Origin of the sequence: Micromonospora sp. NPDC048909, assembly GCF_040649635.1 — a bacterium.
Lineage (GTDB): Bacteria > Actinomycetota > Actinomycetes > Mycobacteriales > Micromonosporaceae > Micromonospora.
On sequence record NZ_JBEZFU010000007.1, the window covers coordinates 233,277 to 247,816 of the forward strand.

Consider the following 14,540-nt stretch of genomic DNA (forward strand, 5'->3'; position numbering starts at 1 on the left):
GAGGTGATGCGCTGGCGTCCGCCACGGTCCCGATGGTGCCAGAACGGCCCACTCGACCCGAACTCTCATGCCGCCGAGCGGTCGCGACCACGAGCGGATCTAGCCGATGTGCGGATGCGGAGGTCGGGCCTGGCCGAGGTCAGTCACAGCAGGCCGCGCTCGCGTAGCCGGGCGAGCCGGTCCGGCGGCAGGCAGTCGGCCAGGTTGCGCTCTAGGTCGACCAGCTCAAGGTCGACCGGGTACACCACGAAGTCGTCGGCGACTGGCAGCGTGTCCGACCAGTCGCGGAGGTTGAGCCGAGCCGCCACCGCGCACAACAGTCGCCGGCCCACCTCGGATCCGGCGGCGGCATCGAGGGCGTCGGCGTCGAGCAGGGCGAGCTCCTTTCGTACCAGCCGCACCGATCCTGCGTCGTCGAGGTCAACGTCGATACTGGCCTCGAAGTCGGCCGGCGACCATGCTGCCTGGGCGTCGATCGCCGCCAGGGCGGCGCGCTCGTCCTCAGTGGCCCCGTGGACCTCGAAGGACAGCGCGTCCGATCGGTAGTAGCTCAGCGCGACGCAGGCGGCGGGGCCATCTCAACAAGCTGCACCGGCGCGGGTCAGCCAAGGCCTCGGCGATGGACCAGCTTGGTTGCCTCGGTCACTGAGTCGAGGGGTAGTGGCTCGTCCAGCCCGGACGTGTCGGCGACCATTAACGAGGTGAAGCGCCCGGCGGAGCACATCTGGCCGGAGACCGCTTGCGGGTTGTCCCGGGTCGGCAACACGGTCACGATCCACGACGTCCCCGGCGGCCGACCCTGAAGCTCGACCATCTGGGAGAACAGGGAGCAAGCTTGGCCGGGGTCGATGTCCTGTCCGGCTTCGATGAGGGCTGCACCCGCGCGCAGCTTGCTGACGTTCTCGGAGTCTAAGGGTGCTCCCGATGCTTCGAGTACTCGGAGTACCTCCGGAAGCGATTGCGCCCAGTACGACGCATCCGCTGCGGATAGTTGGACAAAGCGGCCATCGGAGGCCGCCCACTGGCAGTTTGGCAGGCCACCCACCATCCCGGGCTTCGCGTCACCGACGGGCTCCCCGAGCAGCCGCTCTACTTCTCCGGGCTTTAGTAATTCACAGAGATCGGACCCTGGCCCCTCGTTCGCCGAGGCGGTGGGAGCGGACATTTCCGGCTCACGGTTGGGAGATGCTGAGGACGCCTGTGGCTTGTCCGCCGTGGAACATCCAGCGAGCACCACGAGGCTCGCGGCAATGATGATGAGAGCGCGCACCGGGGAAGTGTGGCAGACCGCCTGACCGCTGACGGCCCCCCATCCTGACGACACGTTCTCCTTCCGGAATTGCCGCATTCCGCGCGTTCGGTGTCGTCTTGTCGTGCCGAGAACGGTGCGCGTCATCACGGCGTGGAGTGGCCGCAGTCCTGGCCGCCGTAGTCGTGAAGCTGAAGCTTGGCAGGAGCTCGCTGAGGTGGGCGCTATTCTCGGCCATCCTGTCACGCAGGTCATCGCTCACTACTGATCACGGATCGCGTCCTCGGCCAGCCCTCGGCCGACTGACGGAGCGGCCGGTTGGATGGGTGTGAGGCTGCCGCTGACGGGCGCCGGTCTGCAGAGGTGTCAGCGGGGTGGACTGCCGGCGAGGTGCCCATTGGCGTGCGGTGTTCCGTTCTTGGTCCGCGGCAACCAGTGGCGGCGGACGGTGCGCTCGGACTTGCCGATCCGCGCGGCGATGTCCGCCGGGTGCAGGGTGGGGTCGCGACGGCGCCAGTGGGCCACCGCACCGGCGGTCTCCGTCGGCACATCGTCTGCCGCGGCCGCGTCTGGCGGCTCGTTCCGGTCGGGGCCTTGTTTGTCCGCGGCTGGCGGCTGAACGGCGTCAGCTTTCCGCGCCGGCGTCGTTACTCGCGCCACGTCATCGGTGCCGTGCGTTCGTGCCCGAGTAGTGCGTTCTGGCGTGGCGGTCGTTTCCGGAGCGGTAGCTTTCGTGGCCAGGCTGCCCGGGGCGCACGGATTCTTTCGGTCGTCGTGGTGAGGATCGGGCGTCGGGATCGGGTCAGCGGAGGGCGAATCCGTCGCGGGTGTGGCGCTTCGAATTCGGGCGGTGATCTCGACGAGGCTGACGCTGGCAACGATGACGAGCCCGTCGACGGAGATGGGCAGGAGGTAGGCAGCGCCGTAGCCGGTTTCGCCGTAGCGGGCGGCGACGCCGACGAGATGCCAGTACGACACCCAGCCGGCGATGATGGCGATGATGGCGGCTGCGGTGATGCGGATGGCACCGAGGAACCAGCGGTGGTGGGGAACGCGAGAAATCAGCTCGACGGTGAGCATCAGCGCCAGGGGCGGCCAGGCGGCGATGATTTGGCTGATGGGGTTCGGGCGTGCGTGCAGGACGTTCGCGGCCACGGACGCGGCGACGCCGAGGGTGAGGGTGGCGCGCACGGCCCATCGCAGCCGGCGCAGTTGCGTGTCGGTCAGTGTGATGGCCGGAGGTTTCGCGCTGGCCGGCTTGGTGGTGTGGGGGTCCGAGTTCATGCGGCGCTCCCGTCGCCCGAAGGGTGCCGGCCGCGGCGTTGTTGCAGCTCGGTGATGAGGCGGTCGGCCAGGGTGAGGGTGTCGTCGGCGGGTTCGGCGTCGATCTCGTTGAGGCGGCGGGCCAGGGTGCGGCGCAGCGCGCGGATCGCGTCGGATTGCCCCAGCTCTGCGCGGGCGCGCATCGCCGCCTGGTAGGGGGCCTCGTGGTGCGGGTGGTGGGCGATGGCTGCGTCGAGCACGGCGACCTGCTGCGCCGGTTCGTCGGCCAGGGCGTCGGCGAGGGCGAGGTGCGCGTCGAGGGCGTCCCGGCGGACGGCTTCGCGGTAGGGCTCGATCCATTCGTAGTCGCAGCCGTCGGCTAGGGGACCGGTGTAGGCGTTGACGGCGCGGCGCAGCGCGGCGGCGCGGGTTTGCGGGTCGGTTGCTTGTTCGGCTTCCCGGATCGCGGTCCGCATGCGCCACAGGTCGATGTCGAGGGTGTCAGGGTGGAGTAGGTAGCGGTGGTCGGGGTGGCTGACGTAGGTGCCGGGTCCGCCGTTGTGGCGCAAGTACGCGCGTAGCCCGGAGACGTAGGTGTAGAGCCGGCCTGGGGCTTTGCTGGAGGGGGCGTCGGGCAGCAGGTCATCGAGGATCGCCTCCGTCGAGGCCGCCCCGCCGTGCGCCGCCAGGTACACCAACAGTTCCAGGGACTTGGCGCGCGGGGTGCGCTGAGGGTCGCCGTCGACGACGCCGGGTGTGCCCAACACCCGCACCCGCAGCGGGCGCGGCGCGGGCTCGCGGTCGTGCGCGTTGCCCATTGGCCGTGCTGTCGCGTCGGCTTCACCGCTGGCTGTAGCTGACTTCCCTGACCTGTGGCGCGGCTCGGCGACTGGGGCTGGCGGGGCACCGGCGGCGGTGCTGCCGACGTCGTCCGCTGTCGTCGCGGTGGCGCCCCTCGGGTCGTCGGTCTGACTGTCGTTCTCCGCTGTCGTGTCCCGGTCGGTGGGGACGCCGGAAGAGGGTGGGCTGTCGGCGGTGCCGGCGGGTGAGACGGACGCCTCGGCCGGTGCTTGAGGCGCGCGTTCGGAAGATCCGGCGACTTGTGGCTGCCCGGCGTGGGCCTCGGCGAGCGTGACGAGCAGGTCGGCGGTTTCGGCGGGGTCGAGGACGGAGACGCGGCCGATGTTGACGGGATAACTGCTGTCGCTGGTTTCTTCACCGCCGGCCCGGGTGGTGGCGCCGTCGACGGCGACGGTGACGGTCCTGCCGACGGGCCAGTCGCCTAGCAGCACCCCGCGGATGTCGAGACGTTGCCCCTGGGCGAGCAGGGCGGCAACGCGGGCGCGTTCGTGGCGGCTGGCGGTCTCGGCGATCAGGATGAGCGGCGGGAGGGGTTCGCCGTGCGGGTCCGTGCGGCGCAGGTCGGCGACGCTGTCGACTTCGTGGCGGTAGAGCAGGCGGGTGCGCCGCATTGTCTGTGCTTCCAGGATGTCCAGCGCCTCGTCGAGGCTAGTGGTGATGGTTAACCGGGGTGTCCGGGGCAGGGTCGCTGCCGCGGCGCCGAGCAGCGTGGCTGCGGTCGTCGCGGAAATGACCACCCCGGTGCGTGCCTGCGGCTGCTCCACATTGCCGGTGGCGAGCGCGGCGGTGAGGACTCCCCGGGCGGCGGCGTGCGCGCCGGGCCCGGTGAGGCCCAACCCCGCGGCGGGCCAGAGCACCGACAGCGGATCATCCAGCGCTGACACGGGCAGGGGGTCGCCCGCCGCACCGCTGCCGGCGAGGTTCGGCGGATTGTCGTCGTCCGGCTGTTGGCCGTCGAGTTCCCTGTCGCCGCTGGCGAACTGATACTCGTCGTCGAGGTCATCCTGGTTCGTGTCGTGCTGCGGTGGCGCGGGTTCTTGTGGTTCGGGGACGCCGGCGGTGGTGCGTAGGCCGCGTCGGATCTGATCGACCACGCGTGGCATCGGGGCCAGGGTTGCCTCGTCGAGGCGAGGTCGGGTGGACGGTGCGCGGGGGATGTAGCGGCGTTGCCGGTGTGCCCACAGCAGCGCGACCGCGGCGGCGACTGCCAGGGCCAGGCCAAGGTCCACCCAGCTGCCGCTGGGCAGCGACACACCGCGGCAGGCCCGTTCGTTCAGGCGGCGGGTGTCTGTTGCTGCGGGGCTGGCCCGGCCGGTAGTCGTGGTGGGGGTGGCGACGGTGGTGGGGCTGTTGTCCGTGGCTGGGGTCGAAGCGTGCTGCGGGCCGGACGACGTGGCCGGTGGCGCCGGGCGGGACGTGGTCGCGTCGGGAATGCGTGGCGATGGGTCCGCGTGGGACCCGCTGCTGCTCGGCGGCGCCGTCGCGGTGGGCGGTCGGGGTCGTTGCCTGGACGGTGTGGCGGCGTCGGCGGGTAGGTCGAGTGTCCAGCCGGGGTGGATGACGTTCGGGTTGCGCAGCGTGCCACCGACGTCGACGAAGCGGGTGCCGCGGTTGAGGTCGAAGATTTCCGGCCATCGGTTGGCGTCACCGAGCCGCCGCTCGGCGATCTCCGACAGGCTGTCGCCGCGTTCGACGGTGTAGGTGGGGGCTTCGTCTGCTGATCGCGTATCCCGCTGCGCCTGGTCGCGCAGCGGTGCGGGTACGGCAGCTGGCTCGGTGTCGGGCGGCTGATCGCTGCCGCCGGTGGTGGTGGCTGGGTTGGCGTGCACGGTGGCGCCCGTGACGGTCGCGACGGCGGTCGCGCCGAGCAGCGCCGCGGTGAGGCCCTGGACAGGGCCGGGAAGCCGGAATGTGGGCGCGAAGCGCAGCCGGCGGGCCAGCGCGGTGTAGGCGCGCCCGAGGACGGTCGTGATCAGCAGCAGCCACAGCGTCACCGCGCCCGCGCCGGCCAAGGCGATGACGAAGCCGGTGCTCATCGGTTGGGCTATCCATTGCCGGACGCTGGCGGCCGGTGAGGGGAGCTCGGGCGTCCACGCTCCAGTGGCGGCGATGACGACGGGCCCGGCGGCCGTGCACAGTACGGATGTGGCGATCGCGGCGACGAGAGCTGCTCGGGATGTCATCTGGCCTCCTTCGCCCGCAGCTGGCGTAGCCCGCTGCCCGGGCGAGCGGACGCCTGCAGGGCACTGGGCGGGTAGTGCCGTGACGCTACGGCCGTTGATGCGGCTGCGGAGCGCGGTGAGGTCTTACAGCACCTCACACCGCCTCACATGACCTCACACCGGCAGATCAGCGGGGGTGCGGTGTCTGACAGGGGCTGGCTACGGGTCGCGCTGTGGGGCCCGGCCGACCACAGCCAGAGCGTGTGGGCTCATGCGCAATGCCAGCCGCGGCATCACGGCAGGCAGATGACGAACGGCCGCGCCGTCCATGATGATCAATTGATTGATGAGCTCGAGAGGTGACTGCCTCGGCGGCGGCTATGTGCCGGCCGTCGAGTCCGCCGCACTCGCGGTCGCAGTGGTTCAGCCGTTCCGCCCTCGTTGCTGATTTGGCCGACTCGACGCTGCCGGTGCCGACGTGGGCTGCTGTACGCTCCGGCCGAAGCATGATCGATCTGGCACGGGGGCCGGGATGAACAAGCGTTGGTGGTCACTGCTCGCGATCGTGCCTCTGCTTGCTGCGGCAGGTCTGGTGCAGGCAGCCCCGGTGGCGGCGGCGCCGACCTCGGACGCCACCGCCGTGGCCGCCACTGCGGGGGCCGAGGTATACGTCAGCAAGGACCACTGCACGGCCAACGCAGATGGGTCCCCTGATTCGCCGTACTGCACCATCTCCGCCGCTGCGGCCGTGGCCGTGGCCGGCCAGACGGTGCTGGTGCAGCCCGGCGATTACCCCGAGACCGTGTCGATCACCCGCTCAGGCACGGAGTCCGCGCCGATCACCTTCCGGGCTGTGAACAGCCCGGACGGGATTGTCCGCGTCGGCAACTACACCAGCGTGCCTACCGTTTCCGGGAACATCTTCTCGCTCTCGCACGTCCATGACGTGGTCATCGAGGGCTTCACCGCGGGTGCCGCGCCCGGGCATGAAACCGTGCTGATCGACGGATCGGACCGGATCACCGCGGATAGCCTCGCCGCCATCCGCTCGGAGGGCTCCAGCGAGGTCCGGGTCACCGGGGGCTCCACCGCCGTCACGATCAGCCGCAGCTACCTCGCCAGTATTACCGGGCCGACTGTCATCATCGACGCCGGCGTCAGCAACGCCGTGGTGACCGCGAACCAGATTTTGTTTGGTGGTGTCCTCGTCCGCGACGCGCCGGGCGCCGTCGTGTCGGGCAACACCATCCTGAGCTACTGCAGCCGTGGCATCGACCTCGTCGGCGCCTCGGCGGGCGCGTCGATTCGGAACAACATCGTTCGGACCAACATCGGACGCCGCCCCTGCGCGACGCCGGAGAACGCGACAGCTGTGTCCGTGTCGGCGGAGTCAACCGCGCAGACGACGGCCGACTACAACCTCATCGACCCGATCACCGGCGGCGCGCTCTACTCGTGGGGCGGCACTGGTTTCTGGGCGCTGTCGTCGTTCAGCCAGGCAACCGGACATGGCGTCCACGACATCGCCGCCGACCCACTCATTCCGGCCGGCCCGGGCGCGGAACGCGGCGGATATGTGCCCAACCCGGCCTCGCCTGCGATCGACTCCGCGGACGCGACGGCGCCCGGGCTGCCACCGACCGACATGCTCGGCAATCCCTCCACTGACAGCCCGACCGTCGCCAACACCGGCAGCGGCTACCGCGACCGGGGCGCGGTGGAGCTGCAGGGTCCGGTCACCGCTGGCACCTACAGCGTCCGACGCGCACCTGGTGGCAGCTCGGTTGAGGCGATCGCCGCTCCCCAACACACCTGGGCGCGCGAGCAGAACGTGGGCACGTTCGCGTACAGGTTCAGCGACGAGCGTTTCTGGCGGGTCACCAACACCCCCACGGCCCAGCACTCCTACCGCAGAGCCGGATCCGCGTGCGTGGACATCTGGGCAAACTTCGACGGCTTCCGGTCACGGGCCGGATACGGCTTGTACGGCAGCTGCACCATCGTGGGTTCCCTCTACACGCCGCTGGCACCGACCCGGCTACTGGATACCCGCGCCGCGATCGGCACCGCCACCACCACCCCGGTCGCCCCGAACTCCGAGATTGTGCTGCCGATCCCGAGCATCGGACAGGTGCCCGCCGCCGACATCAGCGCTGTCGTGCTCAACGTGACCGTCACCCAGCCCAGCGCCGCCGGCTTCATCACCGTGTTCCCCGAGGATCGGGTGCAACCGATCGCGTCGAACGTCAACTTCGTGGCGAAGGAGACTGTGCCGAATCTGGTCACCGTGCCGATGACCAACGGCAAGATCCGATTCAGCAACAGCGGCAGCGGGACCGTTCATCTGATCGCGGACCTGCAAGGCTTCTACAGCCGGCTGGGCTCCGGCCTGAAATCCCTGTCTCCGACCCGGGTTCTGGACACCCGTGCCGTCGCCGCGGGCGCGATCACCGCCAACGCCGACCATCGCCTCGACCTGTCGAGCACCCTGCCCGCCGACGCGACCGCGGCGATCCTCAACGTCACCGTCACCCGCCCGACAACCAGCGGAGTTCTCAAGCTCTACCCGGATGGCACCGCGCTGCCGGTCGCCTCCAACCTGAACTTCGTCGCCGGCCAGACGGTGCCCAACCTGGTGATCGTTCCGGTGGTCGGGGGCAAGTTGCTCATCCGCAACGCCAGCGCGGGCACCACAGACGTGGTCGTCGACCTGGCCGGCTACTTCGGCGCGGCCGCCTCCGGCGCCACCCAAAGTTACGTGCCATTCGGTCCGTTCCGCCTCGCGGACAGTCGGACGGGCACCGGGCTGATCGGCCGCACCGCCGGCCCCCTCGCGAAGCAAGAAGCAGCCGCCGTCAGCGCCAACTACATCGTGTCTGGCATCCGTTGCAACACCAACTGCCCGTTGCCCAGCGCACTGGTCGCGAACCTGACGATCACCGGACCCACCGCGGCTGGGGTGCTAACCGCTTACCCGGACCGTGAGCCCCGGCCGACAGCCTCGAACGTCAACTTCCTCGCCGGAGAGACCGCGTCGAACCTCACCGTCGTCAAGACCACCGGCGCCAGGATCGCGCTGCACAACAACAGCTCGGGTAGCACCCACGTCATCGTCGACCAAGCCGGATACTTCATCGCCGCTGGATCCTGACACCGCCAGAGCAGGGCACCCGCTCCGCGGCGGAGTGTCAAGCGGTGAGAGCGTCCGCACTCGGGCGGCCGGTCATCTACCGGACCGGTGGTAGACGGTGCGGTTACCGGCCAATGGCGCTGGTCCTGCCCATCTTGTGGCGCGCTTTCTCGTCGACGTCGAGGCCCGCCTCGGCGAGACGGCGGGTGTAGCTGTCGTGCAGGTTTCCGGCCGCGTCGTGATCGCCGAGGGCCGCGAGGGCGCTCACCACGCGAGCCTGCAGGTCGGCGTTGTACGGGTCGACGCGGATGCCACCTTGCAGCAGGTCCAAGGCGCGGCAGGGATCGGGTTCAGCGGCAGCGGCGGCGACGTGCGCGTCGATGACGTGCCGGCGCACGGTCTCTCGCATGGGGTCGAGCCAGGCCCAGGTGCGGCCGGCGGCGAGAGTGTCGGGGTAGGCGTCGATGACGGCCTCCCAGGCGACGGCGGTGCTGGTGACGGCGGTAGCGGCGTGCCGGACAGCGGCGTGGAGTCGCCACAGGTCAACGTCCACCTGGGCGGGGTTGAGGCGATAGCGCTCGTCGGTGTGCTCGAGGAGGCTCAGGCCGCAGGCCGCCTGGACGTGGCGGCGCAGCTCGCTCAATGTGGTGTAGAGCCGGCCCGTCACCGAGTGTGGGGGCAGACCCGGCCAGATGGCGGTGATCAGGTCCGCGGCGCCTGCCCCGTCGGGGTGGGCGGCGAGGAAGACCAGGACCTGCACGGCCGCGCTTCGGCGGATGGCCAGCGGCTCACCGTCGACGAGCAGGGTCGGCTCGCCCAGGACCCGCAACTCCAGCCGCCGGCCCGGCCCCCTGGCCGGCGGGTGGTTTCGTCGGGTCGATTGCCGCGGCACCCGCCGCCCCGCCGGCGCGACGGCGTCCGATAGCGAATCTGCGGCGGGGCTGTCGAGTGGCGGATTGGTGTAGGCGATCACGGTGAGCAGATCGGTGGCCGCCACGACGTCGAGGACACACAGCCGCGGTCCGGCCCAACCGGGTCGACGCGGGTCGTGGGTGTACCCAGCGGGGTCAACCTGCCACGTCGGACCGGCCGCCCATCCTCCCAGCACCACCACGGTGCCTGCTCCGGCAGCCGTCACGCCCGTCAGGCGTTCCACGCGGCCAAGCTCGGCGCAGTGCTCGACGATCACGACAGGAGCGGGATGAGCGGCAACGGTCGTCTCGTCGGTCTGCCGCTGTGGCTCATCCGCTGCGGCGTCCGCACCGTCGTCGGGCCGCATCTGGAGGGACTGGACCGCCTCGTCGATGCTGCCCACGACGGTCAGCCGAGGCAGGCGCCGGCCGAGCGTCTCGGCGGAGCCGAGCAGGCTGGTCAGGGCTGTCCTGGTGATGACCAGCGGCACCGTCGGATGGTGTTGCCCGGCCAGCAGCCCGGTGACCAGCAGGCCCCTGCCCGCGGCCAGGGCGCCGGGGCCGGTGAGCCCCAGCCCCGCGGCGGGAAGCACGGCGAGGCTGGCGGGCAACCAGCCCGCGGCTGGCGACGCCGGAGAGGGGGTGGCGCCGGCGGCTTCCGGTGGCGACGGGTGATCAGCGAGGGCTGCCTGCACCGCGGCGGCGGTCGTGGGCAGCGGTGTCAGGTCCTGATCGTCGCGTCCGAGCGGGCCAGATGAACGAGGTTGGTAGGCGCGGCGGCGGCGCAGCCAGACCAGGGCCGCGGCGGCGGCGACCTGCTCGGCGGTGTCGCGGGGCAGCCAGCCACCGTTCACGGTGACTCCGTCGCCGCTCAGGATCCCGCCGTCGTTGTCGAAAGACGCGGCGGACAGGGAGTTGTCGAGGGGCGCGACGGTCACGGGCAAAGGCGGTTGCGGCGGCGCTGTGGTGGCGGTGTTGGCGCTGACCCCGAACACGGCAGCGCCGGCCATCCCGCTGGCCGTGGCCTGCATCGGCGTGGGTAGCGGCAGGCGCCGCAACCAGGCCACGCTCGCGCGCAGGCGGGCCAGGACCCGAACGGTGACCGTGTAGGCCAGCACCAGCCACACCAGCCAAGCCCCGGCGGTCAGTGCGACAGCCAGGGTCTGCTCGGTCAAGGGCTGCTGCACCCACGCCCGAACCTGCTCCCCACTCGGCCACCCGGATACAGGCGAGCCCACCAGGGACACCAGAATCGCCGGCGGGCCGACCAGAAGCAGGAGGACGAACAGCAGCCACATCGCCTGCCGCGGCCAGCGCACCTCAGCCTCCCCCGCCCGGCGGGGCGGCAACACCCCACCGTGCTGTAGAGGGCTCCCCCGCAGGCCGGGTCTGGGCAGGGCGGACGACGCGCGTCCACAGCCGAGCGGCCCACCACACGGCGATAGCGAGGGCGTAGATGACGCCGAGGGTGCCGGCCGACTGCCGACTGACGATCGCGGCGGTGATCACGGCGAGGGGTGCGGCGAGGATGAGGCGGAACACCAGCGGTGTCACCAGCGCCATAACCACCCCCACGCCCAAGAGCAGACCGCCGACGCGGCCGGCGATGTCGATCCACAGCACCAGATGCGGCCACCGGTCGGCGGTCAGGGAGTACTGGATCATCGCCATGCCGAGGGCCGCGGCGGTGATGGAGCCGGTCGGCGGGGCCAGCAGCGCCGACCAGCCGCCGTGGGGTGCGCGCCATTGTCGGGCGGCAACGACCGCGATGGCGGCGGCCATCAGCACGGTCGGGGTGATCGGCCAGAGGGCCCATCTGAGGTACGCGCCCACCGGCTGGCCCAGGTATTGGCTGGCGACCACCGCGTAGAGGCCCGCGATCGCGAGGCCGAGGGAGACGGCGGTGAGGATGCCGACGCTGACCTTTCCGCCCTCGGAGCGGGTGTCGGGGGTGGGGCTATGGGCGGCGACGAGCGAGCCGAGGATAGTGCCCGCACCGAGGCATGCCAGGAGGGCAAACACGGCGGCCATGGTGAGCTCACCCCAGTTCAGGGTCACCCAGTAGTGCACGCTCATGGCGCTGTGCTGCTCCGCAGTCATGAGGCACTGCCAGATCAGGGCCAGGGACGCGAAGCCGGGCACGGCGATGGCGACAGCCCGCCGCACCGGCGGCACCGGCACTTCGACATGGGCGGCCGCAGGGTTGGCGGCTCCGGCGTCCGCGGCGCCGCGCGCGGCGGCAAGCGCGGGCTCAGTGACCGCTGTCGGCGTGAGGCCGATGTGCTCGGTGATGAGCGTTTGGAGCTGCGGTAGGTGGGCGGTGCCGCCCACGCAGTAGACGCCGGCGAGGTCGTTGGTGCTGATCTCGGCCGCGGCGATGGCCTCGCTGGTCAACTGGGCCACGCGCTGCAGTACCGGGCGGGCGGCCTCGTCGAGCATCGCACCGTTCATGATCACCGGCGGGCGGTCGGCCAGTGGCACGGTGACCGCCGGATGCTGGGCCAGGGCCTCCTTGGCGGCCTGGACGCTGGCCGCCACCATCCACCGCCCGGCGTCGTCGTCATCGGCCAGGCCGACATCACCGGTGAGGGAAGCAGCTAGCGCGTGATCGATCGCGATGCCGCCGACGTCCGGATCGGCGAGGGTCGCGAGGACCTCGAACCCGGCGGGCCCGCGGCGCAGCACGGTGACTTCGGCGCCCGCGCCGACGTCGCAGACGGCGATGAACGACCCGACCTGTAGCTGCAGGCCAGTGGCCAAGAGATGCTCGGCGACAGCGACCGGGGCCTCCACCAGACGCGGCTGCGACAACCCGGCCCGGTGCGCGACCTGCCGCAACCAGGTGCGCCGCCGCGGTCCCCACCCCGCCGGCACCACCAGCCGCACATCCCGTACCGGACCACCAGCTACACGCTCGGCCTCGGTCCCGACGCGGCGCAGCGTCGCGGCCACCAGGTCAACCCCGTCGACGGACGTTCCGTCGATGGTGAGCTGGTCATCGGCTGGCCGGCGCGGGTGCGGGATGAACCGCTCCGGGTGTTCTGCCGCGGCCTGCCAGGCCCGCTGTCCCGTCCGCACCTCACCATCCGCGGAGAGGTGGACAGCGCTGGGCAGGTGCGGCGCCCCGTCGAAGGACAGCGTTGACGAGTTGCCGTCGGGCCAGGCGAGGACACCGATGGTGCTGGCATTGCCGCAGTCGATCGCCAGCCGCGCCTCCCCCGCCTGCATACGCATAGTCAAACATGAGGATCACGTTCACGTCATCTCACCACTACGGACAGGAGCGGCGAAGAGGAAGCGGGCGACCCCCGCCTGCAGAGGGCTTTGCCGTCGCGCCTTCGGGCCCTACTTCCGCTGCCTCGCGGACACGAACCAGGTCCGCGTGATACGCCTTGGCGAGTGGAGGTGTTGTTGCGCGGCGGGCCAGGCGACGGGCAGATCGTCGAGGGCGGCGGTGAAACCGTGGTCTGGGGCGCGTGCCTGTATGAACGCACATCCGGCATCGGGCGCTCCCGCGGCCGAGACCTGCGTGTGTACCAACACCGGCCCGACTGTTGCGAGCCGTACGGACGCGGTTCAGAGGACCGCTGCGAATAGGCCCATAGGCGGACGCCGAAGCACCGTCAACCGGCCCAGGCACACGATGAGACTCTGCTGGCCTGCGTTGCCAGCCGCCGATCCGTGGATCGGCGTCAGGCGAGTTCTCTCCGCACGTCCTCATCGCGCGCCCCGTGCCGTGGCACGCAGAGTCAACTCCCTGGCAGGCGTAGTCAACGACACGGCTCTAAGCAAAGCCGAAGATGTTCATGGAGCGGCCCATTGACGACAAGGGTCAGATGCACAAGCGATGGCAGTATCTCGCGCTCAATGATCTGACCCTTGCACCGATGTTGCTCGACGCGCTGACCGGCAACCGACGCCGCCCGAGAAGTTCCCGCGCGGGCTTCAAGCGTGGTGGGCGGACGTCCAGTTCGGAGTGGAGGTGAGTTATGGAGACTAGCGCGCTGACCCGGCTGTTGTGCCTGGCCATCGCTACCCTGTCGGGCGGTCTGGCTGCAACCATCACAGGTTGGATCGTTTGGGCCACCGAGCGCAACCTCGGTGAGGCCCTACTGACTGGTGGCTGTTCTTTTGGCTGCTGTTTTCTCGTGGTCCTAACGGCGATCAGGTTTGTTGCCGGACGCGACGCATGACCTTCACGGCGTCCTGGGCCAACTCGCGAAGTGTGCATTTCAGCTGGGCCATGGGGCGTCGACAAGGCTAAGTGGTGGAAATACACCGCAGCGTCGGACCACGCCTGGCACGCGGCGGCCCCGTTGTCGCCGCCGTCGCCGGTCCATCCGGACGTCTTGGGCGAGACCGATCTCGTGTCGACAAGTTCGTCTGACTACTCTTAGTCCAGCGACAGGGCAAACGTCCGCTGACACCAATCCAAGGAGTAACTACCGTGGCTCGCAAAGTAATCATTGTATTGACGGACGATTTGGATGGCGGCGCGGCCGACCGAACCGTTGAGTTCAGCCTCGACGGCGTGCGATACGCCATCGACTTGTCCGATCAGCATGCTGGGGAGCTGCGTAAGGCCTTGGATGTGTACATCAGCGCGGGCCGTCGTATAGGGCGCGACGGCACGGACAGCCGCAGCGCCGACCGGCGGGGTGGACGTTCAACGGCTACCCGCTCGGACCGAGGCCAGAACCAGGCCATCCGAGAATGGGCGGCGAAGAACGGCTACGAGATCTCCGACAGAGGTCGCATCCCGCTGTCGGTCGTCGAGGCTTACAAGAACAGCTGATCAACCTGTGTCAACGTGAGGCGCGCCGCGCGGCCAGCGCGGTTCCGGCACGATACGGGTGCGGACTGGGTCGTCGAACGGCGCCGGGCTTTGCTGACACTCACGGCGGCTGGCCCTCGAATGCGATCGGCACCCCCTACTGCGGGCCAGCCCGGCGAACAGTCCGGGC

The 14,540-nt window shown here is 70.3% G+C and carries 9 protein-coding genes; 3 read left to right on the forward strand and 6 right to left on the reverse strand.

The features are described from left to right. Positions 1 to 143 precede the first annotated feature (143 nt). From AB0C04_RS20975 to AB0C04_RS20990, 4 genes are all read right to left on the reverse strand, one after another. Positions 144 to 401, reverse strand: a complete 258-nt coding sequence (locus AB0C04_RS20975; RefSeq protein WP_357057074.1) for a hypothetical protein — start codon at positions 399 to 401, stop codon at positions 144 to 146. A 200-nt stretch (positions 402 to 601) separates the two neighbouring features. Further along, complete coding sequence (locus AB0C04_RS20980; RefSeq protein ID WP_357057076.1) at positions 602 to 1,270, reverse strand: DUF3558 family protein; 669 nt, start codon at positions 1,268 to 1,270, stop codon at positions 602 to 604. 345 nt (positions 1,271 to 1,615) lie between these two features. Beyond that, on the reverse strand, positions 1,616 to 2,476 hold the full coding sequence (locus tag AB0C04_RS20985) for a DUF2637 domain-containing protein (protein WP_357057291.1): 861 nt from the start codon (positions 2,474 to 2,476) through the stop codon (positions 1,616 to 1,618). A 53-nt stretch (positions 2,477 to 2,529) separates the two neighbouring features. Next, positions 2,530 to 5,409, reverse strand: a complete 2,880-nt coding sequence (locus AB0C04_RS20990; protein WP_357057078.1) for a BTAD domain-containing putative transcriptional regulator — start codon at positions 5,407 to 5,409, stop codon at positions 2,530 to 2,532. 658 nt (positions 5,410 to 6,067) lie between these two features. Between AB0C04_RS20990 and AB0C04_RS20995 the strand changes: the two genes are divergently transcribed. Continuing rightward, positions 6,068 to 8,686: a right-handed parallel beta-helix repeat-containing protein gene (locus tag AB0C04_RS20995; RefSeq protein ID WP_357057080.1), complete on the forward strand. Its 2,619-nt coding sequence runs from the start codon at positions 6,068 to 6,070 to the stop codon at positions 8,684 to 8,686. A gap of 103 nt (positions 8,687 to 8,789) precedes the next feature. Here AB0C04_RS20995 and AB0C04_RS21000 read toward each other — a convergent pair whose 3' ends face one another. Together AB0C04_RS21000 and AB0C04_RS21005 are read right to left on the reverse strand one after the other, a co-directional pair. Beyond that, entirely contained in the window at positions 8,790 to 10,895 is a 2,106-nt protein-coding gene (locus AB0C04_RS21000; protein WP_357057081.1) for a hypothetical protein, read from the reverse strand. 1 nt (position 10,896) lies between these two features. Further along, a complete protein-coding gene (locus AB0C04_RS21005; protein ID WP_357057083.1) occupies positions 10,897 to 12,804 on the reverse strand; it encodes an Hsp70 family protein in 1,908 nt (635 codons plus the stop codon). A 171-nt stretch (positions 12,805 to 12,975) separates the two neighbouring features. Between AB0C04_RS21005 and AB0C04_RS21010 the strand changes: the two genes are divergently transcribed. Continuing rightward, complete coding sequence (locus tag AB0C04_RS21010; protein WP_357057085.1) at positions 12,976 to 13,173, forward strand: hypothetical protein; 198 nt, start codon at positions 12,976 to 12,978, stop codon at positions 13,171 to 13,173. Positions 13,174 to 14,023: 850 nt separating this feature from the next. Continuing rightward, complete coding sequence (locus AB0C04_RS21015) at positions 14,024 to 14,371, forward strand: Lsr2 family protein (protein ID WP_357057087.1); 348 nt, start codon at positions 14,024 to 14,026, stop codon at positions 14,369 to 14,371. Positions 14,372 to 14,540 lie beyond the last annotated feature (169 nt).